This window comes from Mycobacterium sp. Marseille-P9652, from assembly GCF_902652685.1.
In the GTDB taxonomy this organism is placed as follows: domain Bacteria; phylum Actinomycetota; class Actinomycetes; order Mycobacteriales; family Mycobacteriaceae; genus Mycobacterium.
This window is the reverse complement of the sequence record NZ_CACRUY010000011.1, coordinates 17,618-38,587: the sequence shown is the minus strand read 5'-3', so window position 1 is coordinate 38,587 and position 20,970 is coordinate 17,618. Positions and strand designations below refer to the sequence as shown.

At 70.9% G+C, this 20,970-nt stretch carries 21 protein-coding genes; 8 read left to right on the top strand and 13 right to left on the bottom strand.

The genetic code is table 11. The features are described 5' to 3' along the window. Positions 1-5: 5 nt before the first annotated feature. The 4 genes from GPY60_RS08820 to GPY60_RS08805 are packed head-to-tail and all read right to left on the bottom strand — an operon-like array spanning position 6 to position 4,646. A complete protein-coding gene (locus GPY60_RS08820) occupies positions 6-641 on the bottom strand; it encodes an SRPBCC family protein (protein ID WP_156687279.1) in 636 nt (211 codons plus the stop codon). After that, positions 622-2,322: a thiamine pyrophosphate-binding protein gene (locus tag GPY60_RS08815; RefSeq protein WP_156687278.1), complete on the bottom strand. Its 1,701-nt coding sequence runs from the start codon at positions 2,320-2,322 to the stop codon at positions 622-624. The genes GPY60_RS08820 and GPY60_RS08815 overlap by 20 nt, the downstream gene beginning before the upstream one ends. A gap of 31 nt (positions 2,323-2,353) precedes the next feature. Then, a complete protein-coding gene (locus GPY60_RS08810; protein WP_156687277.1) occupies positions 2,354-3,463 on the bottom strand; it encodes a methyltransferase in 1,110 nt (369 codons plus the stop codon). Between the two features lie 4 nt (positions 3,464-3,467). Then, positions 3,468-4,646, bottom strand: a complete 1,179-nt coding sequence (locus tag GPY60_RS08805; protein ID WP_156687276.1) for an FAD-dependent oxidoreductase — start codon at positions 4,644-4,646, stop codon at positions 3,468-3,470. Positions 4,647-4,729: 83 nt separating this feature from the next. Between GPY60_RS08805 and GPY60_RS08800 the strand changes: the two genes are divergently transcribed. Both GPY60_RS08800 and GPY60_RS08795 read left to right on the top strand, forming a co-directional pair. After that, positions 4,730-5,884, top strand: coding sequence for a flavin-containing monooxygenase (locus GPY60_RS08800; RefSeq protein ID WP_156687275.1), 1,155 nt, complete (start codon positions 4,730-4,732; stop codon positions 5,882-5,884). Between the two features lie 12 nt (positions 5,885-5,896). Continuing rightward, a complete protein-coding gene (locus GPY60_RS08795; RefSeq protein WP_156687274.1) occupies positions 5,897-7,225 on the top strand; it encodes an FAD-binding oxidoreductase in 1,329 nt (442 codons plus the stop codon). A 33-nt stretch (positions 7,226-7,258) separates the two neighbouring features. Here the strand turns inward: GPY60_RS08795 and GPY60_RS08790 are convergent, their stop codons facing one another. The 5 genes from GPY60_RS08790 to secY form a co-directional block, all read right to left on the bottom strand. Continuing rightward, positions 7,259-7,993 (bottom strand): anti-sigma factor family protein, encoded by a 735-nt coding sequence (locus tag GPY60_RS08790; protein ID WP_156687273.1) that lies wholly within the window; start codon positions 7,991-7,993, stop codon positions 7,259-7,261. Positions 7,994-8,024: 31 nt separating this feature from the next. Beyond that, the gene (locus tag GPY60_RS08785; protein WP_370462673.1) at positions 8,025-8,561 is read right to left on the bottom strand and encodes a sigma-70 family RNA polymerase sigma factor; all 537 of its coding nucleotides are present in this window, start codon (positions 8,559-8,561) and stop codon (positions 8,025-8,027) included. Positions 8,562-8,622: 61 nt separating this feature from the next. Continuing rightward, positions 8,623-9,423, bottom strand: a complete 801-nt coding sequence (gene map, locus GPY60_RS08780; protein ID WP_156687271.1) for a type I methionyl aminopeptidase — start codon at positions 9,421-9,423, stop codon at positions 8,623-8,625. Between the two features lie 2 nt (positions 9,424-9,425). Further along, positions 9,426-9,971, bottom strand: a complete 546-nt coding sequence (locus GPY60_RS08775) for an adenylate kinase (RefSeq protein WP_156687270.1) — start codon at positions 9,969-9,971, stop codon at positions 9,426-9,428. Continuing rightward, the gene (secY, locus tag GPY60_RS08770) at positions 9,968-11,293 is read right to left on the bottom strand and encodes a preprotein translocase subunit SecY (protein WP_156687269.1); all 1,326 of its coding nucleotides are present in this window, start codon (positions 11,291-11,293) and stop codon (positions 9,968-9,970) included. Before secY ends, GPY60_RS08775 begins: the two co-directional genes overlap by 4 nt. 192 nt (positions 11,294-11,485) lie before the next feature. On the opposite strand from secY, the gene GPY60_RS08765 reads away from it, so the two are divergent. After that, positions 11,486-12,391, top strand: coding sequence for a class I SAM-dependent methyltransferase (locus GPY60_RS08765; protein WP_156687268.1), 906 nt, complete (start codon positions 11,486-11,488; stop codon positions 12,389-12,391). Between the two features lie 41 nt (positions 12,392-12,432). Here the strand turns inward: GPY60_RS08765 and GPY60_RS08760 are convergent, their stop codons facing one another. Both GPY60_RS08760 and GPY60_RS08755 read right to left on the bottom strand, forming a co-directional pair. Next, entirely contained in the window at positions 12,433-13,098 is a 666-nt protein-coding gene (locus GPY60_RS08760) for a GNAT family N-acetyltransferase (protein WP_156687267.1), read from the bottom strand. 9 nt (positions 13,099-13,107) lie between these two features. Further along, positions 13,108-14,472, bottom strand: coding sequence for a xylulokinase (locus GPY60_RS08755; RefSeq protein ID WP_370462672.1), 1,365 nt, complete (start codon positions 14,470-14,472; stop codon positions 13,108-13,110). A 30-nt stretch (positions 14,473-14,502) separates the two neighbouring features. On the opposite strand from GPY60_RS08755, the gene GPY60_RS08750 reads away from it, so the two are divergent. From GPY60_RS08750 to GPY60_RS08740, 3 genes are read left to right on the top strand one after another with little or no spacing between them, the layout of a single operon-like run. Next, on the top strand, positions 14,503-15,483 hold the full coding sequence (locus GPY60_RS08750) for an NAD(P)-dependent oxidoreductase (RefSeq protein ID WP_156687265.1): 981 nt from the start codon (positions 14,503-14,505) through the stop codon (positions 15,481-15,483). Further along, complete coding sequence (locus tag GPY60_RS08745) at positions 15,480-16,133, top strand: L-fuculose-phosphate aldolase (RefSeq protein ID WP_156687264.1); 654 nt, start codon at positions 15,480-15,482, stop codon at positions 16,131-16,133. Before GPY60_RS08750 ends, GPY60_RS08745 begins: the two co-directional genes overlap by 4 nt. Then, complete coding sequence (locus tag GPY60_RS08740) at positions 16,133-17,065, top strand: MBL fold metallo-hydrolase (protein WP_156687263.1); 933 nt, start codon at positions 16,133-16,135, stop codon at positions 17,063-17,065. Before GPY60_RS08745 ends, GPY60_RS08740 begins: the two co-directional genes overlap by 1 nt. Here GPY60_RS08740 and GPY60_RS08735 read toward each other — a convergent pair. Next, positions 17,030-17,887, bottom strand: coding sequence for a helix-turn-helix transcriptional regulator (locus tag GPY60_RS08735; protein ID WP_156687262.1), 858 nt, complete (start codon positions 17,885-17,887; stop codon positions 17,030-17,032). The genes GPY60_RS08740 and GPY60_RS08735 overlap by 36 nt on opposite strands. A 74-nt stretch (positions 17,888-17,961) precedes the next feature. On the opposite strand from GPY60_RS08735, the gene GPY60_RS08730 reads away from it, so the two are divergent. Beyond that, positions 17,962-18,600 carry a class I SAM-dependent methyltransferase gene (locus tag GPY60_RS08730; protein WP_370462671.1) on the top strand — a complete coding sequence of 213 codons (639 nt, stop codon included), beginning with the start codon at positions 17,962-17,964 and terminating at the stop codon, positions 18,598-18,600. Between the two features lie 24 nt (positions 18,601-18,624). Further along, the gene (locus GPY60_RS08725; RefSeq protein WP_156687260.1) at positions 18,625-19,659 is read left to right on the top strand and encodes an NAD(P)H-dependent amine dehydrogenase family protein; all 1,035 of its coding nucleotides are present in this window, start codon (positions 18,625-18,627) and stop codon (positions 19,657-19,659) included. On the opposite strand, the gene GPY60_RS08720 is transcribed toward GPY60_RS08725, so the two are convergent. Further along, on the bottom strand, positions 19,656-20,888 hold the full coding sequence (locus GPY60_RS08720; RefSeq protein ID WP_156687259.1) for a zinc-dependent alcohol dehydrogenase: 1,233 nt from the start codon (positions 20,886-20,888) through the stop codon (positions 19,656-19,658). The two genes, GPY60_RS08725 and GPY60_RS08720, sit on opposite strands and share 4 nt — an antisense overlap. Between the last annotated feature and the right edge of the window lie 82 nt (positions 20,889-20,970).

The window sequence follows — 20,970 nt, the reverse complement described above, 5'->3', positions numbered from 1 at the left end:
CGTCCTCATCTCATCCATTCGGGCGTCACGGGCAGCCCGTTGCGGTGGCGGTATTCGGCGATCGTCTTGAGGTTGTTCAGCTCCAGCGCATGACCCGCGCCGAAGATGTCCCAGAAGTCGCCGACCCACCCGGTGCGGTCCGCCGGGGCGGTATCCGGGTAAGGGTTCTGGTCGTAGAACGGGTGGCGGCAATTGGTCCACAGCACAACCGATCCCGGCTTGTTCAGCACGAGCCGGGCGTCCAGCACCCGCATCAGGTAGATCATCCACAGGTGTGCACCCTGGTCCCACGCGCAGTGGTAGTCGACGGTCCGCGCCTCGGCGCACGCCTGGGTGCGGGTGTAGATCTTGGTGTCCGGCAGCAGCCGGTCGTAGGCGAGCCACAGCCCGGGCTCCTCGGTCGGGGTGAACCCGCGCAGCGTGTAGGTCCACTCCTCGAGGCTGCGGGTGTCCGACAGGTAGGCGAACAGGTCTTCGGGCGGGCAGTCGACGTGGTCGCTGACCGTGCAGTACTGGCCGAAGACCTCGTCGTGCGGGTACACCGACCGCATCTTCGCCATGAACATCGGGGCCGTCTCCTCCAGGGGCGCGGTCTCGATCCGCACCACCCCGGGAATCTCGTCAAGCGCTGGCAGGGACATCGGTGCGGTTCTCCTTCGTGGTTGGAATCTCGGTGAGAAACGGTGCGAACGGCGGGATCTCGTCGGCGGAGCAGTCGACGCTCACCACCGACGGGCCCTCTGCGGTCAGGGATGCGCGCACGGCCGCGGCCAGCCCGTCCCCGTCGGCCACGTCGACGGACGCCAGCCCGGGAAGCATGGCGCGGAGCCCCGCACCGAGCCGGCTGGGGGCGAACCGGTTGTAGCTGTAGAGGTCGTCGTAGTACAACTGCTCGCGCGTCACGCACATCGCGTGCGCGTTGTTGTTGAACAACACGAAGGTGACGGGAAGCCGGTACTGCACGGCCGTGTGGACCTCCATGCCGTGCATGAAGAAGGCGCCGTCCCCGGCGATCACCACGACGCGCCCCCGCGGGAGCCCGTCCTTTCTGCGGCCGAACGCCATTCCGATGCCGGCACCGAAGCTGTAGCCCATGCCGCCCATCCCCAGCGCGACCAGGAACCGTCCGCCCCGGCGCACGGGCAGATGATGGATCGCCGCCGCGCCTGTGTTGCCGGCGTCGACGACGACGTCCACGCCGTCGGGCAGCACGCCGTCGAGCGCGAGCATGGCGTCGCGGTAGCGGACGCCCGGGCCGCGGTGTGCCGGCGGGGTCAGCTCGCTGTGCGCCACCTCGTCGGGCACCCGGACCCCGGCGGGGCGCCGGGATATCAGCGCGTCGGTGAGCATGCGCAGCGACACCCGGAGGTCGTCGGTGTGCACATGGGTGCACGCGACGTATGGGGCCGCGGACCCGATGGACACCGTGCGCGTCGCGGACAGCTCGAGGCCGGCGCGCGCGGTCACCGGCAGGCGCGTGCCCACCACCAGACACATGGCGCTGCCGGCCACCGCACGGGCCACGCCGGGGTGGCCCATCACCCCGGTCACGCCCAGCGCCGACGACGCCCCGAAACCCGGTGTGCCCGCGACGTCTTTAGCGTCCGGCACGCACGCCACCCGGGCCCGCAGCACCGCGCGCAGCGCGGCGAGCTCGGCCCGGGCGCCGTCGCGCGCCACCTGCTCACCGGCGATGATGGTCACCGGCCCGACGGCCCGCAGCAGCGCCCGCGCGATCGGACGCGGGTCCCCGACAACGCGTGACGGCTCGCCGCCGGAATGGCCGTCCAGTTCCACTTCCGCCTGCTGAATGTTCTTGGGCAGCAGCAGAACCGCCGGACCGCCGGAACGGGCCGCGGCGATCGCGTCCCGCAGCGCCGGCACGATGTCCCCGGGCTCCAGCACGCGCCGGCAATACAGTGAGACCTCGGAGAAGAGCGCCTCGGCATTCAGGGCGCCGTTGCGACCGCTCGTGTCCTGGAAGCTGCCGCGGCCGTCGAGGGTGGTCGGCGCCTGGCCCACCAGCGCCAGCACCGGAACACGGCTGGTGAACGATTCACCCAGGGCGGGAACGAGATTCAGGGCACCGCCGCCCGACGTCGCGGCCACCACGCCCAAGCCGGCCCCGCTGCGGCTGTATCCGTCGGCCATCGTGGCGGCGGAGAACTCGTGCTTGGCGAGCACCGCGGTGACGTCGGGCCGGAAGTGCGCCGCGTCGTAGAGGTCTTCGATGTTGGCGCCGTCGACGCCGAACACGTGGTCCACCCCGGCCATCGCGAGCGCCCCGACGATGTGGTCAACCACCCGGTGCGTTCTGGGCATATAAGGGAAACGGATTTGGGGCCCAACAGGTTCACTTGTGAGCCGGCTGCGAGTCGACCCTGGCCTCCACGACGCTCAGGGGTGACGCCGTGGGCACCACCCGCACCATCCGTAACCCGGCGCGGGCCAGCAGGCGCCGGTATTCGGCCGCGGTGCGTTCGCGGCCGCCGAGATTGAGCAGCATCTCCAGATCCGCCCAATTGCCGACGAAGTCGCGTTCGTGCTCGGGGATCACCATCTCGACGAGCAGGACGGCGGCCCGTGGACCGGCCGCGTCGCGGACGTTGCGCAGAATCCGCACCGCGCTGTCGTCGGCCCAGTCGTGCACGATGTTCTTGAGCACGTAGGCGTCGCCGCCGCTCGGCACGCGGTCGAAGAACGACCCCTCCACGAGCCGCATCCGGTCCGCAACACCGTTGTCGCGCAACACCTTCGCGGCGCCGGCCAGCACCTCGGGCACGTCGTACAGGACGCCCCGCGTCGCCGGGGCCGCCGCGAGGATGGCGGCCAGGAGCGATCCCTGCCCGCCCCCGACATCGACGATATCGGTGTAGGCGCCGAAGTCGTAGCCGGCGACCACCGCGGCGGTGGTCAACTCCGAGATGCTGGTCATGGTGCGGTTGAACAACTCGGCGTGCTCCGCGTGTTCCGCGAAGTATTGGAAGCCGTGCGTGCCGCGCAGGGCCGGGACCACGGAGTCACCGGTCCGGATGGCGTCCGCCAACAGGCTCCATCGGTCCCGCTGCTCACCCGATCCATAGAACCGCGCCGGCCAGAGCGCCGACGCCGGCGCATCCGAACGCAGCGTCGAGGCAAGCGAATTCAGCTCATAGCGGCCATCGCTTCGGCGGCGGAACACCCCCCGGCTCAGCAGCGCGCGCAGCAGGCGGGCCAGGGCGTCGGCGTCCGCGCCCACCCGGGACGCCAGCTCCTCGATCGTGAGCGGTCCGCCGGACAGCGCGTCGGCGACACCGAGTTGCGCGGCGGCCGAAATCGCCTGCGCGGTCCAGGCCGCGATGATCATCTCCAGCATCGCGGCCGGCGCCGGAACCAGCCGCTGATGCAGCCGATAGAGGTGGTGACGGATCCGCTCGACGGCCCGGGCCACCGCGGCCGGTGGCACCTTGGCGGTGGCAGTCATCGTCTCAACCCCCGGCGAACAGCGGATCGGCGGGGCGCGGCGCCGACGCCGGCGGGCTCAGGGCGCGGCGATGGCTCAGCGACCTCAGGAAGGTGGCGAGGACCCAGGTGTGCGCGCGATCCGGGATGAACGCCGCGGGCCTGAGCAAGGATTCGCGATGCGACACCTGGCGGGACGCCGCCCAGGCCACCACGCGCACGTTGCGCCGCCTGGCCCTCTCGTACCTGCGCAACGCGCCGGCCGGATCGCCGCACCTCGACAGCTCCCGGCGCAACACCATCGTGTCGAGCAGCGCCTGATTGGTTCCCTGGGCCAGTGTCGGCGGCATGGTGTGCGCGGCGTCGCCCAGCAACGTGAACGCACCGCGGGACCTGCGGCCCGGCCGGGCAATCGGGTGGCGGAAATGGGGGAACGGCGAGCCGACGAGGTCGTCGTCGGTCAGTGTCGCCAGGACGCGGTCGACCGAGTCCGACCAGCCCGCGAACTCGGAGCGGATGATCTCGATGGGGCGCTCCGGCCGGGCGCGATCGGACCTGTAGGGCAGGTCGAACCACCACTGCAGGTTGCGCCCCCCCGCCGGCCACAGGCCGAGGTTGCCGCGGGGCCCGATGATCATCGTCGCGACGTGCGGATCGGGTATGCCGCGCAGCGCGACAAGTCCCTGCCAGCTGCACCAACCGGTCGGCTCGGCCGGTCCGGCGCCGACGAACTCCCGGACCGTCGAGTGCAGGCCGTCGGCCCCGATCACCACGTCGCCCTGCGCGGACGTACCGTCGTCGAACACGAGGCCCGCGCCGTCCACCGCGACGACACGCCTGCCGCACTCGATGCGGTCGGAGGGGAAGCCGTCCAGAAGCCGTTCGAGCAGGACCCGCCGCGGGATCATCCGCACCGGGGCGCCGAGCCGATCACCGATCGCCCGCAAGTCGAAAGTCCCGATCCGGTGCCCACGGGAGGTCGTGACCCGCAGGCTGGAAATGGACTGGCCGGCGCCGTCGAGGTCCACACCGAGCTGATCCAAAACCGTTGCGCCGGTTGGCCATATCGTCACGGCGCCACCGGCGGCCCGCACCCGCGGATGCCGTTCGTACACCGTCACCTCGTGGCGGTCGTGCAACAGCGCCCGTGCGATCGATATGCCACCCACACCGGCGCCGACAACGAGCACCCTCATCCCACCCATGTCACGCCTCCCTCGAGCTACCACGGTGAACCACCCACCGGGGTTCAAATGAACCGATCGCCGCCGCACACCGTGATCGGGCCATGGGGGATGAACGAGCGGTCCCCGAGGCTGTCGCCGAGGCCGTGGTCGTCGGGGCGGGCCCGTCCGGTCTGGCCGTGGCGCGCGAGCTTCGGCACCGACACGGGGTCACCGCCCTCGTGCTGGACGCCGCCGGGGCGCCCGCGGTGTCATGGCGCACGCGCTATGACGAATTCCGCCTCAACACAACCGGTTTCCTGTCGCATCTGCCCGGCCAGCGGATCCCGCTGACCGCCGGTCGGTGGCCGACGAAGGAAGACATGGTCCGGTACTTCGACAGCTATGTCCGCAGGCAGGGGATCTCACTGCGGCTGGACTGCGAGGTCAAGCGCATCGAACCCGCACCGGGCGGCTGGCGGCTCGAGACCACCTCGGGTGCCATCCGCGCGCGGGCCGTCGTGCTGGCCACGGGGAACTACCGCACGCCCGCCATTCCGGACTGGCCGGGGCTTCGCCAGTTCACCGGCCGGATCGTCCACTCCGGCGATTTCGCCAACGCCTGGCCCTTCCGCGGCCGCGACATCCTCGTGGTGGGGGCGGGCAACTCCGCGGCCGACATCGCGGTCCAGCTCGCGGGCGCCGGCGCGGGCCGGATCTGGCTGGCGGTGCGCACACCGCCGCACCTGGTCCGGCGGGCGATCGGGCCGTTCCCGTCGGACGTCTTCCTGGAAATGTCCGCCCGGGTGCCGGCGCGAATCATCGACCCGGTCATCGACTGTCTGAAATATGTTATGTGGGGCGACCTTTCGGCCCACGGGTTCCGGCGCCCGCCGCTCGGCCTGAAGGCGACGGTGGAGCGGCGCGGCCGCATTCCTACACTCGCCGACGGGCTCGTCGCGGCGGTGCGGGCCGGGAGGGTCGAGGTGGTGGCCGCGGTGAATGGGGTCACACCCGATCGCGTTCTCCTCGCCGACGGGACCTCCGTCGCGCCGCACGCGATCATCGCGGCGACCGGCTTTCGCACCGACCTCGACGGTGTGGTCGGACATCTGGGCGTGCTCGACGAGTCGGGTAACCCGCGCGGCGGCTTCGCCACCGACCTCGGCGACGGCATGTTCGCGATCGGCTACGGCATCCCGCCCAGCGGGCCCCTGCGGGCGATCCGCCGCCACGCTACTCCCCTGGCCCGCGAGGTCGCCGCGTTCCTGTCTACCTAGGAAGGAAACACCATGTCGTCACTCCCCGCCGAGCGCACCTTCTTCCGCGGCGCCGACGGCTACGAGGCCGCGCGCCGCGGAACGGTCTGGAACGGTCTTGTGCCGCAACGCTATCCGGACGTGATCGTGCAGGCCGGCGACCCCGGCGACGTCGTCGCGGCGCTTCGCTACGCGCGCGACCACGGCCACCGGGTCGGGGTGTGTTCGGGCGGCCGCAGCTGGACGGCCAGTCACCTGCGCGACGGCGGCCTGCTGCTCGACGTCGCCCGGCTCGACCACTGCGACATCGATCCGGACGCGATGATCGCGCGCGTCGGCCCCGGAAAGGCCGCCAGCGCGTTCGCGCTCGAACTCGACGCGGCGGGCCTGTTCTTCCCGGCCGGCCACTGCGAAGGCATCGGTCTCGGGGGGTATCTGCTGCAGGGCGGTTACGGCTGGAACGGCAAGGTGCTCGGACCCGCGTGCGAGAGCGTTCTCGGCCTGGAGGTCGTCACCGCCGACGGGGACACGCTCCACTGCGACGCCGAGCACCACCCCGACCTGTACTGGGCCGCCCTCGGCTCGGGCCCCGGCTTCTTCGCGGTCGTCACCTCGTTCACGGTGCGGATTCACAAGCGCCCCAACGTGTTGGGCACGTGTCTGTACATGTACCCGATCGACGTCCTCGACGAGGTGTTGCGCTGGGGCCGCACGCTCGAGCTCGACGACCGGGTAGAACTGCAGATCAGCATCACCCGCGGGATGCCCGCGGCCGGACTCGACCAGTCGATCGTCACCATCGCCTCCCCGGTCTTCGCCGACTCCGAGCAGGAGGCCGTCGGGGCCCTCGCGCCCCTGGGAACCTGCCCCGTCGCAGACCGGGCCATCACCGGCCTGCCCTACGCCCCAACGACATTGGAGAACTGGTATGCCGCGGTGATGGGCGGCTATCCCCGGGGCTACCGGTATGCCGCCGACAACATGTTCACCGGGGCCTCCGCGGACGAGCTGCTTCCCGGGATCCGGGCCATCGTCGAGACGATGCCGCCGCACCCCTCGCAGCTGATCGTCACCGGCTGGAAGCCGGCGCCGCACCGCGCCGAGATGGTCTACGGCCTCGAGGACGAGGTCTACATCGCGCTGTACACGGCCTGGCAGGACCCCGCCGACGACGCCCGGTACCTGGAGTGGACCGCGTCGGCCATGGCGGCGATGGCGCACCTGTCCAGCGGGATCGCCCTGGCCGACGAGAACCTCGCCCGGCGGCCGGCCACCTTCATCGCCGAACCGAACATGGCGCGCCTGGAAAAGGTCCGCGCGATCTACGACCCCGAGGACCGGTTCCACGGCTGGATGGGCTGACCCGCCCGGCTCGCTGGATCGGCTGACGCCCGGCTACAGCGAGCGCTGCAGCAACACCTGGCCGCTGTCCGCGGCCACCACCTGCACGGCGGCGATCTGCTCGACCGGTGTCGAGATGCTGCCCGCGGGAGTCGCGGTGTGGCCCGGTTCGGCCACCCATGTCGCCAGCCGCGTCTGGCTGCCGTCGCGGCCCACGACCACCATCGCCAGCGTGTCGTGGTGCGCGTTCAGCGGGGCCAGGCACACGCAGTTGAGGTTGATCGACGTGCCCCAGTTCTGGCTGCTCAGTTCCACGGTCGACGTCAGGAGGGTGGTACCGACCTGGGACATCGGCTGCGAGGCCTCCACCCGAGGCGAGGCCACCTGCGGCGCGGACACCGAGGAGAACTCCTCGACGCCGACGAACACCCCCACGCCCAGCACCACGGCCGCCGCGGCCATCCAGCCCGCCACCCGCGTGCGGCGGCGGCGCCACCGCACCGTCGCCAGCAGGGACGGCAGCAGCGTCGGCGAGAGCTCCGGCGTCGAGGGCGCGCCCCCGGGCAGGTTCATCGCGGCCACCTCGTCGCGGTTCAGCTGCGAGAGCAGGGCCGGCACGCCGCTCAGGTCGGCGACGGCATCCCGGCAGGCCGGGCACGCGGCCATGTGCGCCTCGAACTCGCGGCGCTCGGCCGCGGAGAGCGAACCCAGAACGTATGCGGCGTCCCACATCGCGTAGCGATCACCGGCAGCACCGGCGGCCGAAAGCGGCGTCGTCATGTCAGTCATCTCCCCTCACCCCTCAAGCATTCGGAGCCCGTCATCGCGTGACCCCCAGTTCCTGGAGAGTGAGCCTCAGCGCCCGCACGGCATAGTGTAGTCGCGACTTCACTGTCCCCTCGGCGATCTGCAGGTCAGCGGCGATCTGGGCGGTGGTCCACCCCCGGTAGTACGACCGCTCGATCACGGCCCGGTGCTCGCCCGAGAGCTGGGCCATGGCGTCGGCGATCAGCAGCCGGTCGAGCGCGGCGTTCACCTCGTCCGGCGTGGACTGCTCCGGCGCGCCGTCCTCGTCCGTCGACCCGACGACGTTGCGGAACCGCGCGCTGCGCCGGTCGTCGATGATCATGTTGCGCGCGACCGTGAACAACCAGGCCCGCGCCGACCGCTCGGTGTCCCCGATGACCTCGGGATGCTGCCACGCCCGCAACAGCGTCTCCTGGACGACGTCCTCGGACTGGCTCGGATCGCCGGTCAGCCGCAGCGCATAGCGCCAGAGGACCGCGGCGTGCTCGTCGTAGAGCGCCTTCATCAAAGCGGCTTCGGCGGCCCCCGAAGAGCCCCTGCTATTAGCCACTCGAGCCACGCGATCACCTCCGCCTACAGACACGAGTCGAGCGGGCGATTAGTTCAGGTGCTTAACCAAGTGTCAGTATGCGCGGCCCGGCGTCGGTGACCGCGACGGTGTGCTCCCAGTGCGCGGCCCGCGACCCGTCGACCGTGGTGACGGTCCACTCGTCGTCCAGCACCACCGTCTTGCCCGTCCCCAGCGTGAGCATCGGCTCGATGGCGAGCACGGAGCCTGGGGCCAGCAGTGGCCCCCGGCCCGGGCTGCCCTCGTTCGGCAGGAACGGATCCATGTGCATGTGCCGCCCGATGCCGTGGCCGCCGTAGCCCTCCACGATCCCGAAGGCGCGCCCGTGCCGCGCCTCGGCCGCCCGCGTGCCCGTCTCGATGGCGTGCGCGACGTCGGTCAGCCGGTTCCCGGCCACCATGGCGGCGATCCCCGCCTCGAGGGAGGCCCGCGTCGCCTCGCAGAGCGCCTCGTCGGCGGGGTCGAGGGCGCCCACACCGAAGGAGATCGCGGCGTCGCCGTGCCAGCCGTCGAGCACCGCGCCGCAGTCGATGGACACCAGGTCGCCGGGCGCCAGGAGCTCCGCGGCGGACGGGATGCCGTGCACCACCCGGTCGTTCACCGACGAGCAGATCGACGCCGGGTACCCGTGGTACCCGAGGAAGCTCGGGACGGCGCCGGCCTCGCGGATCACCGACTCGGCGATCTCGTCGAGGCTCAGGGTCGACGCCCCGACGGTCGCGGCGGCGTGGACGGCGCGCAGAGCCGCGGCCACGACGGCACCGGCCGCCGCCATGGCGTCGAGCTCTCCCGCGCTGCGCTGCGGCACCACCTTGCGGCTCCGCAGGCGGCCCAGCGTCCTCACGGTTAGTGACCCAATGCCTGCAGCGCGCGGGCGAAAACCTCGTCCATCGAGCCGACGGCGTCGACGGTCTTCAATTCGTCGCTGTAGTACTCCAGCAGGGGCGCGGTCTCGTCGCGGTAGACCTTCATCCGGTTGTGGATGATTTCGGCGGTGTCGTCGGCGCGGCCGCGCCCTTTGAGCCGCTCCAGCAACACGTCCTCCGACACGCGGAATTCGACCACCGCGTCGATATCGGTGCCGCGGCGTCCCAGCATCTCGTGCAGCGCCTTGGCCTGCTCGAGCGAGCGCGGGTAGCCGTCCAGGATGAAGCCGTTGGCGGCGTCCGGGTCGTCCAGCCGGTCGTCGACGAGCTGGTTGGTCAGGTCGGACGGCACCAGGTCACCGGCGTCGAGGTAGCGCTTGGCCTCCAGCCCCAGCTTGGTCCCGTTCTCGATGTTGCTGCGGAAGAGTTCGCCGGTGGAGATCTGTGGGATCCCGAGTTTCTCGGAGAGTTTCTGCGCCTGCGTTCCCTTGCCCGCCCCCGGCGGCCCCAGCAAAACGACTCTCACTTGAGGAACCCTTCATAGTTGCGCTGCATGAGCTGACTCTCGATTTGTTTGACCGTATCCAAACCGACGCCAATCATGATCAAAACCGCAGTACCGCCGAACGGCAAATTTTGCACCGCTCCACCGTTCCCGATCTGCAGGAACATATTGGGCAGCACCGCGATCGCGCCCAGGTAGATCGAGCCCGGCAGCGTGATCCGGCTCAGCACGTAGCGCAGGTAGTCGGCGGTCGGCTTGCCCGGCCGGATGCCGGGGATGAAGCCGCCGAACTTCTTCATCTCGTCGGCACGCTCGTCCGGGTTGAACGTGACCGACACGTAGAAGTACGTGAAGAAGATGATGAGCCCGAAGTAGATGCCGATGTAGACGGGATCGCTCGGGTCGGACAGGTAGGTGCCGACGAACTTGTCCCACCAGCTGTTGCCGACGCCGCCGCTGCCGCTGCGCACCAGCTGGGTGATCAGGTGCGGGATGTAGATCAGCGACGACGCGAAGATCACCGGGATGACGCCGGCCTGGTTGACCTTCAGTGGCAGGTAGGTCGAGGTGCCGCCGTACATGCGGCGGCCGACCATGCGCTTGGCGTACTGCACGGGGATCCGGCGCTGGCCCTGCTCGACGAAGACCACGCCCACGATGATGGCCAGCGCGGCGACGCAGACCGCGGCGAAGATGGCCCCGCCCCGGCTGTCGAGGATGCTCTTGCCCTCCCCGGGGATGCGGGCGGCGATGCCGACAAAGATCAGCAGCGACATGCCGTTGCCGATGCCGCGCTCGGTGATCAGCTCGCCCATCCACATGACCAGGGCCGCCCCGGCGGTCATCACGAGCACGATCACCACCAGCGTGAAGATGCTCTGGTCGGCGATGATGTCCAGCGAGCAGCCCTGCAGCAGGCCGCCGTTCGCCGCCAGCGCCACGATGCTGGTGGCCTGCAGGATCGCCAGCGCGATGGCCAGGTACCGGGTGTACTGCGTCATCTTGGCCTGGCCGGACTGGCCTTCCTTGCGCAGTTCCTCGAACCGCGGGATGACGACGGTGAGCAGCTGCGTGATGATGCTGGCGGTGATGTAGGGCATCACCCCCACCGCGAACACCGTGAGCTTGAGCAGCGCGCCGCCGGAGAACAGGTTGATCAGCGAGTAGATCTGTCCGGCCGACCCGCTGCTGGCCTCCTTGATGCACTGCTGGACGTTCGGGTAGTTCACGCCCGGGGACGGCAGGGCGGCGCCGACCCGGTAGAGAATGATGATGCCGAGCGTGAAGAGGATCTTCCGTCTCAGGTCGACTGTTCGCAGCGACGAGATGAAAGCCGAAAGCACTTAATCCTCCGCGGGGGTCATCCTGTGTCACGCGCCCACACCCGCAGGCCAGGACGTACGGCTGTCTTCTTTCGAGCGCGTCGAATCGTGTACGAGACTAACAGCTGGTGCGCGCGGGCCGGGTCAAGGGCCGGTCTGGAAGGCGTAGAGTTCGGATGACTCGTTGCACTTGCTAAGTAGTTGGGGAGAGGGATGACGCGGACCGATTCCGACAGCTGGGACCTGGCCTCGAGCGTCGGGGCCACCGCCACGATGGTGGCGGCGGCGCGCGCGCGGGCGAGCGAGGGCCCCAATCCCATCATCGACGACCCGTTCGCGGCGCCGCTGGTGCGGGCGGTCGGTCTGGACTTCTTCACCCGCCTGGTCGACGGCGAGCTGGTCGCGGAGTTTCCCGACGGTGGCGAGCGCGATCTGCAGCTCGAGACCGACTCGATGGCGGTGCGCACCCGCTTCTTCGACGACTTCTTCCTCAACGCCGCCCGCGACGGCGTGCGCCAGTCGGTGATCCTGGCCGCCGGCCTGGACGCCCGCGCCTACCGGCTCCCCTGGCCCCCCAAAAGCGTGGTCTACGAGGTGGACCAGCCCAAGGTGGTCGAGTTCAAGACCACGGCGATGGAGAACCTGGGCGCCACCCCGACCGCCGACCGCCGCACCGTCAGCGTCGACCTGCGCGACGACTGGCCGAATGCCTTGCGCCGCAGCGGGTTTGACGCGACACAACCCACGTCGTGGAGCGCCGAGGGCCTCCTGATGTACCTGCCGCCGGAAGCCCAGGACCGGCTGTTCGACACGATCACCGAGCTCAGCGCCCCCGGAAGCCGGCTGGCCACCGAGTACCACGGCGACTCCGGCCGATCGATGACCGAACGCGCCAAGCAGTTCAACCAGCGGTGGGCCAACCTGGGCTGCGACATCGACCTGTCCGGGCTGTTCTTCGACGGCGAGCGCAACAACGTCGTCGACTACCTGGCCGAGCGCGGCTGGCACGTGACCACCCGCCCGCGGCGCGAGTTCTTCTCCGACTACGGCCTGACCTATCCGGACGACGACGAATCGCAGCTGCGCAACATCATCGCGGTCACCGCGACACTGGCCTGAACCCTGGTGGCGGCGACCCGCTGCGCCGGGCTTCGCCGCCGCTAGGCCGGTTTGGCCGGCGGCGTCCGCACCACCAGCGGCACGGCGGGGAAGCACCACGCCAGCTCCGTGCGCGACTTGCGCAGCGCTGCGGTGCCGTAACCCTTCTTGCGGTGATCGGGGTGAATCCAGATGCGCACGCTAACCTCGCCGTGCGTCAGCTCGCCGAACACCATGCCGACCTTCTCGCCCGAGTCGACGGCCACGAACCAGGCGGCCTCCTCGTCGTCGACCCGCCCCAGCGCGGCGCGGATCTCGTCGTCCAGGTTGCCCGCCGGGCCGCCCGATCCGTCACCGGCCGACCCCATGTCCTCGGTGCGCGCGGCGAAGATGTCGCGGTCCTCCTCCGCGGAGAACGGCCGCAGCTGCAAGGTCTCCCCCGAGCTTGCCGGGCGCTCGCCCACCATGAAACTGAGCTGCTTGTTCAGGTCCTCGAGCTCGGACTGGATCGTCTTGCGCGAGTCCTTGGTGAGCTGATCGAACGACATGCTCATCACCGCCTCGGCGCCCGCATGCGACGTCCCGAGCAGGCCGACGATCCCTTCCACCGCCGCCGCCTTGTTGTCGGATTCCACCATCAGGTCGAGCACCTCGTGCCGGCGTTCGAGGGCCTTCAACAGGGCGTCGGCGATCTCCCGGCGGGCGGCTTTGCGATCTTGGTCGGTCATTCGACCAGACTAGAACGCCGCGGGGGGTAGTGCGCCGGATCTGTGGGCGCCCAGTTCCAGGAACCGGTGGTAGCGCTCCTCGACCGGCGCCGCCCAGTCGGGGTGCGGCTCGGCGATGCGCTCGGTGCGGGCCCAGCGCGCGGCGTCGGCGACCGTCGTTTCCAGCCCGGCCCCGATGCGGGCCAGGAAAGCGGCGCCCAACGCCGCGCCCTCCGCGACGGCCGACACCTCCACCGGCCGCCCGGTGGCGTCGGCGATGGCCTGCATCCACGGGCCGACGCGCGTGCCGCCCCCGGCGGCGACGATCCGCGCCACCGGCGCCCCGCTCAGCTCGATCAGCTGGCGGACGACGAAGCCGGACGCCTCGTAGGCGGCCCGGCGCAGCGCCGCGGCGTCGTGCGTGAGGTCGAGGGCGTCGAGCACCGCGCGGCGGTCCGGGTCGTGAAACGGCGTGCGCTCGCCCCGGATGTACGGCGACCACACGGGTACCCGCCCGGGTCCCACCGCCGCGGGGTCACCGGGCGCCAGCACGCGGTCGACCCAGCCGAGGAACAGGCCGCCGGCATTGCTCGCGCCGCCGATCTGGCTCTTGCCCGGCGCGGTGTGCGGGATGGTCCACAGCCCGGGCACCTGACGGTGCTCGCCGATCGTCGTCCACACGATGAGCGTCGTGCCGCACAGCACCAGCACGTCGCCGTCGTGGTCGGCGCCGGCCACGATCTGCTCGCACAGGGCGTCGATGGAGCCGGCGGCCAGCAGGGCGCCGTTACCGTGCACCCGCCCGATCGGCGCGCCGATCGTCGCGACCCGCGGCATCTGCTCGACGGCCGCTCCGCGCTCCGCGCAGGCGGCCGGGTTCCAGCCCGTCCCGTCGAACAGCGGATAGGCCGTGGCGGCCGTGGCGGCGTCGATCACCGCCTCGCCCGCCAGCGCGTGATTGGCGACCGCCGGCGCCGGCCAGTAGCCCGCGGCCCCCGGCGCTTGGGCCGCCGTCCAGCGCAGGAACTCGGCCGCCTCGCCCAGCGCCGGCAGCGGCTGAGCAGCGCCCGGCACGCGGCCGCGGCCGTCGCCGTACAGCAGCCCGGGGGTGATGGGCCGGCCCGCGGCGTCGACGGCGGTCAGCGACGGGACCATCGCCGAGACCGCCACCGCGCGGACGCCCGGATGGGCGAGCCGGTCGAGGGCCGCCACGGGCCCCTGCCGCCACGCCTCGTCGGCGTCGTGCTCGAGCCGGTCGGGCGCCGGCACCCGCAATCGGTGCGGCACCCGCACCCGCGCCGTCACCCGCCCGTCGGCGTCGGCGGCGACCGCCTTGACCGCGGTGCTGCCCACGTCGACGCCGATTGTGACGTCCGGAACATCGGGGCGTGACACGGGCGCCACCGTACGCCAGCATTGGCACTCGTGACCGCCAGACCGCGCGCGTTGGTGACGGCCCCGCTGCGGGGGCCCGGGTTCGACAAGCTGCGGGAGATCGCCGACGTGGTGTACGACCCGTGGATCGACGCGACCCCGCTGCGCATCCACAGCGCCGAACAGCTCGCCGACCGGATCGCTGCCGAAGCAGCGGATGTGGTTGTCGTGGAGAGTGATTCGGTATCCGGGCCGGTGTTCGACCGAGGACTGCGGGCGATCGCCTCCACCCGCGGCGACCCGAACAACGTCGACGTCGCCGGTGCCACGGCGGCCGGCATCCCCGTGCTGAACACCCCGGGCCGCAACGCCGACGCGGTCGCCGAGATGACCGTGGCGCTGCTGCTTGCGGTGACCCGGCACCTGCTGACCGCCGACGCGGATGTCCGCAGCGGCAACATGTTTCGCGACGGGTCCATTCCCTACCAGCGATTCCGCGGCTGGGAGATCGCCGGGCTCACCGCCGGGCTGGTGGGGCTGGGAGCCGTCGGCCGCGCCACCCGGTGGCGGCTGTCGGGGCTGGGGCTGCGGGTGATCGCCCACGACCCGTACAACGACGAGGCCACCCACGGCCTCGAGGAGCTGCTGGGCGAGGCCGACGTCGTCTCGATGCACGCCCCCGTCACCGACGACACCGTCGGCATGATCGGCGCCGAGCAGTTCGCCGCCATGCGCGACGGCGTCGTCTTCCTCAACACCGCGCGGGCGCAACTGCACGACACCGACGCGCTGGTCGGCGCGCTGCGCTCCGGGAAGGTGGCCGCGGCCGGCCTGGACCACTTCGCCGGCGAGTGGCTGCCGCCCGAACACCCGCTGACCGGCCTGCCCAACGTCGTGCTGACCCCGCACATAGGCGGCGCCACCTGGAACACCGAGGCGCGGCAGGCGCAGATGGTGGCCGACGACCTCGAAGCGTTGCTGGCCGGGCGCCGGCCGGCGCATATCGTCAACCCGGAGGTGCTGCCGACATGAGAGCCGTAGAGAACGCCGAGACCGCGGTGCTCGACGCCGCCAAGGACATGCTGCACCGCGGCCTGGTCGAGGGAACCGCGGGCAACATCTCGGCCCGCCGCCCCGACGGCACCATCGTGATCACGCCGTCGTCGGTCGACTACCGGCACATGCAACTCGACGACCTCGTGCTCGTCGACCCGGACGGCGCCGTGCTGCGCGCCGCCGACGGCCGCTCGCCGTCGTCGGAGATGAGGCTGCATCTGGCGTGTTACTCCGCGTTCGACGACATCGGCAGCGTCATCCACAGCCATCCGGTGTGGGCGACGATGTTCGCGATCGCGCACCAGCCCATCCCCGCGTGCATCGACGAGTTCGCCGTGTACTGCGGCGGCGACGTGCGGTGCACCGAGTACGCGGCGTCCGGCACGCCCGAGGTCGGCACCAACGCCGTCAAGGCGCTACAGGACCGCGGCGCGGCCCTGATCGCCAACCACGGGCTCGTCGCCGTCGGGCCCCGCCCCGACAAGGCACTGCACGTGACGGCCCTGGTCGAGCGCACCGCCCAGATCGTCTGGGGCGCAAGGTCTCTCGGCGGTCCGGTGCCCATCCCGGAGGACGTGAACCGCAATTTCGCGATGGTCTACGGCTACCTGCGCGCGAACCCCTGATGAGCCGGCTGCGGCTGGGCCGCGCGAGCGTGGCGCGGGTGCTGGAACTCCGGTTCGACCTCGGCGCGCGGTTCTTTCCCGGCACACCGGCGTCGGGATGGCGCGACAACGCCGACCTGCTGGTGCCCGACTTCTTCGATCCCGCCACCGACCAGTGGCACATCGCGGTCCAGAGCTGGGTGATCGAGGTCGACGGGCTGACCGTGGTCGTCGACACCGGGGTGGGCAACGACCGCGACCGCCCGCACATGCCGCCGCTGGATCACCTGAACACCGACTTCCTCGACGGGCTCGCGGCGGCGGGCGTCGACCGTGACGCCGTGGACGTGGTGGTCAACACCCACATCCACTCCGACCACGTCGGGTGGAACACCATGCGGCACAACGACGGCTGGAGTCCCACCTTCCCGAACGCGCGGTATGTGGTGCCCGCCGCCGACCTTCACCACTTCGAGCCGGACGGCCCCGCGGACCGGCAGTCCCCGCGCACCGAGGAGGAGGCGGCCCAGCAGCGCGGCAACCGGATCGTGTTCGCGGACAGCGTGTTGCCCGTGGACGAGGCGGGGCAGCTCGTGCGGTGGTCGGATGGCCTGCAACTCAGCGAGTCGCTGTGGCTGCGGCCCGCGTCCGGGCACACGCCGGGCTCCTCGGTGCTGTGGCTCGACGCGGGCAGGCCGGCGGTCTTCGTCGGCGACCTCACCCACAGCCCGCTGCAGTTGCGTCGCCCCGACGACGCCTGCGCCTTCGACATCGACGCGCCGGCCGCCACCGTGAGCCGAAGGCGCATCCTGACCGACGCGGCCCGCGCGGGCGCCGCGGTGATCCCCGCGCACTATCCCGGTCGCGGTGGAGCGACCATCCGCGCCGTCGAGGACGGATTCGACGTCGACGACTGGCTAGGCTTCGACCCGTTGCCGCCACGCCCGCGGTGAGACGCCGTGCGCCCGGCCGAACAGCCGCGTGAAGTACCCGGGGTCGGCGATCCCGACGCGCCGCGCGATCTCGGCGACCGGGAGATCGGTGTCCGCCAGCAGCTTTCGCGCCGCGGCCAGGCGCCGCTCGATGATCCAGTCCTGCACCGTGCGTCCGGTGCGCCGGCGCACGACGGTGGTGAGATGCCCGGGGCTGATGCCGATCTCGGCGGCCACGTCGCGCAGGGACAGCGGTTCGCCGTACCGGCGGTCGATCACGGCGAACACATCGGCAAGCAGCGGTTCCCCGCTGCGGCGCAGGTCCCCGACCACGTCGTCGGCCAGGCGTGCGAGGTCGATCAGCAACAGCGTCAGGTGGGCGAGCGCCGCCTGCTGGTAACCCAGCCTCCGCTCGGCGAGCTCCGCCTCGATGGCCCGAATGTGGTTGTCCCACAGGGACCTACCGGCGCTAGGCACCTCCAACCGCAGCAGTCCCCCGGACTTGCCGTGCAGGAAAGGAAACAACAGCGGATGCGATCCCCACGCGGGACGCGGCGACCCCGCACGCTCGCCGAGCGCGTCGGGTGAGAAGAACAGCGCCACGCCGCCGTCGAGGTCGCCGGCGGCGGCGGGATCGATCACCTCGCCGGGTGCCGCGACAATGACCAGCCCCGTCGCGTGCGCGTACCAGAGCGCCGGGAAGTCATGGATGTGCCGACCGTGTTCGACGCCGTCGGCAAGTTGTGTTCGCAGCACCGTCACCGGGGGCGTGTCCAGGTCCCGCCGGTAGGAGTAAACCGGCACGCCACCGCGGTGGCGGATCACGCGAGTCGGCGCGCTCATCGCCCCAAAGATAGTCCTGATTTTGCAAACAATCGACCAATCCTGCGCGCAGCGAGCGGTTCATCATGGTGACCATGACCAAACATCATCCACATGACTACCTGCCGGCGGCCGGGGTCGACGCGCTGCTTCCCACGTACGACTTGATGTCCCGCCTGCTGGGCATGAGGAAGGTCCACGACGCGCTGCTCGCGCAGGCCGACTTGGCCGATTGCCGCCGAATCCTGGAGATCGGCTGCGGCACCGGCAATCTCACGCTTCGTGCCAAACGCGCCCATCCCCGGCTCGACGTCGTCGGATGCGATCCCGACCCGCGCGCGCTCGATCGGGCGCGCCGAAAGGCCGAGGGGGTCCGCTTCGACCTCGGCTACGCAGAACGGCTCCCCTACGCCGACGGCGAGTTCGACCGGGTGCTGTCGTCGATGATGCTGCATCACATCGAATCCGGCTCGAAAAGCGCCGCGGCGGCGGAGATGTTCCGGGTGCTTCGCCCCGGCGGCAGCCTGCACGTGGTCGACATCGGCGGCGACGTGGCGCACCGGCATGGCCTGTCGGCCCGGCTCATCCGCCACAACCACCACGCGGCCGGGAACCTCAGCGGCGCGATCCCCCGCCTGCTGCGCGGGGCGGGCTTCGACTGCACCGAGGTCGCGTCGCAGCGCCACCGGATTCTGGGGCAGTTGGACTTCTATCGCGCCACCCGCCCGGCATAGCGCTGCCGGGTTACGGTTGAGGCCATGGCGCGCTACCGTGTGGTTCAGTGGTCAACAGGCAACATCGGAAGCCGAGCGCTCGGCATCCTCATCGACCGCGACGACTTCGACGTGGTGGGCGTCCACGCCCTGGGCGCGGAGAAGGTGGGCCGCGACGCGGGGGTCCTGGCGGGCCGGCCCCCGATCGGCGTCACCGCGACGAGCGACGTCGACGCACTGCTCGACCTCGCCCCGGACTGCGTGAACTACATGCCGCGCGTGATCGACTACGACCTGGTGGAGGCGATGCTGCGCCGCGGCATCAATGTGGTCACCACGGGAGACTTCCTGACCGGCACCCACCACCCGGTTGAGCTGCCGGCGCTCGAGGAGGCGGCGCGACAGGGAGGCGCAACCTTCCTCGGAACGGGATTCGAGCCCGGATTCATCAACGTCGTCGCCGGCTTCCTGACCGGAGCGTGCCGACGGGTGCGCAGCGTCAAATTGGTCGAAACACTGGACTGCACAACCTATCCCGTACAAGACGTCTGGAAGGTGCTCGGATTCGGCAAGCCGCCCCGCGAGCGGGTGACGTACCTCGATCCCGAGACGCAACGATTCGGCCTCGGCTACTTCGAGACGCTCGACATGATCGCCATGATGCTCGGGGTCGAGCTCGACTCCAAGGAGGCGTTCGTCGAGCCCGCCGTGCTCACCCGGGACCTGCATCTGGGCTGGGTGGACTACGCCGCCGGCACGGCCGGGGGCCAACGCCGCACCTATCGCGGCTACCGCGGCGGCCGCCCGGTGATCGAGCTGGCCATCTGCTGGACCATGAGCGACGACGCGCTCGACCCGAAATGGACCGAGCCCAAGGGCTTCAGCGTCGTGATCGAGGGCGAACCACATGTCGACGCGACGATCCGGTTCGGCAGGCCCGGCGAGGACGTGATGACCGTGCTGATGGACAGCACCGCCGTCGCCGCGGTCAACGCCATACCGTTTCTGTGCGCGGCACCGCCGGGCGTCATCACCCCGATCGACCTGCCCGTCACCGGGTCCCACGGCGCGCTGAGTTAGCGCTGGTCGATCGCGACCTTGACGGCGCCGCTGGCGCCCTGGTCGGCGATCGCGAGAAAGGCGTCGCGCCAGCGCCCGAGCGAGAACGAGTGGGTGAGCATGGGACGCAGGTCGATTCGGCCGCCGGCGGCCAGGTCGAGGTAGTGGGCGATGGCGTGCTTGCGGCGCCCGTCCACCTCCTCGACGCCGAACGCGTTGGACCCGACGAGGGCGATCTCCTTGAAGTACAGCGGGCTGTGCTCCCACCGGCCCGGCGCATGGACGCCGGCCTTCACCAGCGTGCCCCGCGAGCGCAGGACCCGAACCCCGACCTCAAAGGTCTCCGGCTTGCCGATCGTGTCGTAGACGACGTCGACCGCCCCCGGATGCGCCATCGGCAGGCCCTGCAGCGGCTGCCACAGCCGGCCGCCGCCCCAGGCGACCAACTCCTCGATCACGGCCAGGCGCGGTTCGTGGGCGAGCACGAGGCTCGCACCGAACCGGCGGGCCAGTTCCGCCTGCGCGTCGAAGCGGGCCACCACCGCGACCGCCACGTCCGGGTACAGCGCGCGCAGGATCGCGACCGCGCACAGCCCCAGCGAGCCGGCCCCGTACACCAGGACCCGGCCGGCGCGCGGCGGCGGATGGCGGGTGACCGCGTGCAACGACACCGAGAACGGGTCGGCGAAGACGGCCGCGTCGTCGGGAACCGCATCGGGCACGGGGAAGAGCATGCTGTCGTGGGCGGGCATCAGCTCGGCGTAGCCGCCCGTCGCGTCGGCCGACACCCCGGTGTGGATGCCGGGCTTGATGTCGCCGTCGGCGAAGCTCCAGCACAGGCTGTAGTCGCCCGCGTCGCACGCGGGACACGGCGGCGCGATGCCGCGCGGACCGCACGACAGCCACGGGTTGAGCACCACCCGTTGCCCGACCTCGAGCCCGCGCGCGGCGGGCCCCAACGCCACCACGTCGGCGACGACCTCGTGGCCCATCACTTGGGGGAACGAGCAGAAGGGCGCCATGGCGTTGTCGCCGTCGCCCTCGCCGAAGTCCAGCAGGATCTGCTTGGAGTCCGACCCGCAGATGCCGGTCAGCCGCGGCCGCGTCAGCACCCAATCGGGATGCGGCAGAACCGGATCCGGAACCGTGCGCAGCGCCGTCGGGCTGCGCGCCAGGTTCCGGGCCAACGCGGTGGCGCCGTCCGGAACGTCGACGGCCTCCGGTGATACGCCGAACACGAGCGCCCGCATGCGTCAAGGTTGCCGCGTGCGGGCCGCGGCGTACAGTGGTGAAGGCTTGTTATATCGGCTAAATATTAGATTGACTACGTCT